Here is a 1,458-nt window from a genome sequence, read left to right on the forward strand (position 1 = left end):
CAGGGCGGATTCAACCGGTCGTCGCAACACCTCGTGATCAGCGAGGTGTGGGATGGTTCGTCGTCAGCAGGCGGCCGATCGGGCGGTACGCCCGAAGTTGAGGTCACCGGGGCATCCGAAATTTCAGCGTCATATCGAGGCGGAGTTCTGGGACGAAATTTCCAAGGGGCTTCTCGCGGAGGAAGCGGCTGGGGTTATCGGCGTGGCGCCGGCGGTGGCCACGCGCTGGTACCGGCAATGTGGGGGCATGCGACCGTTCGATCCGCTGCCGCATTCGGGCAGGTACCTGTCGTTTTCTGAGCGGGAGGAGATCGCACTCCTCAACGCCCAAGAAAAAGGCGTTCGTGAAATTGCGCGGGAAGTCGCACGTGATCCGGGGACGATTTCCCGCGAGTTGCGGCGCAACGCGGCTACCAGGAGTGGCAAGCGTGAATATCGGGCATCGGTCGCGCAATGGAAATCGGACTTGGCCGCACGCCGCCCGAAGACATCGAAGCTGGTGGCCAATCCACGGTTGCACGCCTACGTCCAGGAACGACTGTCCGGACAGATCAGCACGCCCGGCGGCAAGGCGATCGCTGGACCTGCGACAGGCGGGTGGACGGGCCGGAACAAGCCGCACCGCAAGGACCGCGCGTGGGTGCAGGCATGGAGCCCGGAGCAGATCGCGAACCGGATCAAGCTTGATTTCCCCGATGATGAGTCCATGCGCATCAGCCACGAGGCGATCTACCAGGCGCTCTACATCCAGGGCCGCGGGGCGCTCAAGCGAGAGCTGATCCTGTGCCTTCGTACGGGCCGCGCGCTGCGCGCCCCGCGTGCTCGTTCGAGCCGCAAGACCTGGGCGCACGTGACACCCGAAGCGTTGATCAGCGAACGCCCTGCCGAGGTCGAGGACCGTGCTGTTCCCGGTCACTGGGAAGGGGACCTGATTATCGGGCTGGAGCGTTCCGCGATCGGTACGGTCGTCGAGCGGTCAACTCGATTCACGATGCTCGTTCACCTGCCGCGCGAGGAAGGCTACCGGCACAAACACACGGTCAAGAATGGCCCTGCACTGGCAGGTTATGGGGCGATCACGATGAAGAACGCACTCGCCAGCACGATGTCGACGCTGCCTAAGCAACTGGCACGGTCGCTGACGTGGGATCGAGGCAAGGAGATGTCGGCGCACACTCAATTCAAGGTCGAGACTGGCATTCCCGTGTTCTTCGCCGATCCGCATAGTCCATGGCAGCGCGGCACCAACGAGAACACCAATGGGCTCTTGCGCCAGTACTTCCCGAAAGGCACCGATCTCACCAGATGGTCTGCTGAGGAAGTCGAGGCTGTCGCTCACGCTCTCAACAGCAGACCCCGCAAGACGCTCGGTTGGAAGACACCCGCCGAAGCACTCAACGAGCAGCTACAGTTGATTCAACAAGCCGGTGTTGCAACGACCGCTTGAATCCGGTCAGT

Annotated in this window: 1 protein-coding gene; it reads left to right on the forward strand. The window is 62.8% G+C overall.

Annotated elements, in window-relative coordinates; genetic code table 11:
- The first annotated feature begins 52 nt into the window (after nt 1-52).
- A complete protein-coding gene (locus B9S58_RS34635; RefSeq protein WP_103535834.1) occupies nt 53-1,447 on the forward strand; it encodes an IS30 family transposase in 1,395 nt (464 codons plus the stop codon).
- The last annotated feature ends 11 nt before the right edge of the window (nt 1,448-1,458 follow it).

The organism is Streptomyces sp. SM11 (assembly GCF_002910905.1).
Classification (GTDB): domain Bacteria; phylum Actinomycetota; class Actinomycetes; order Streptomycetales; family Streptomycetaceae; genus Streptomyces.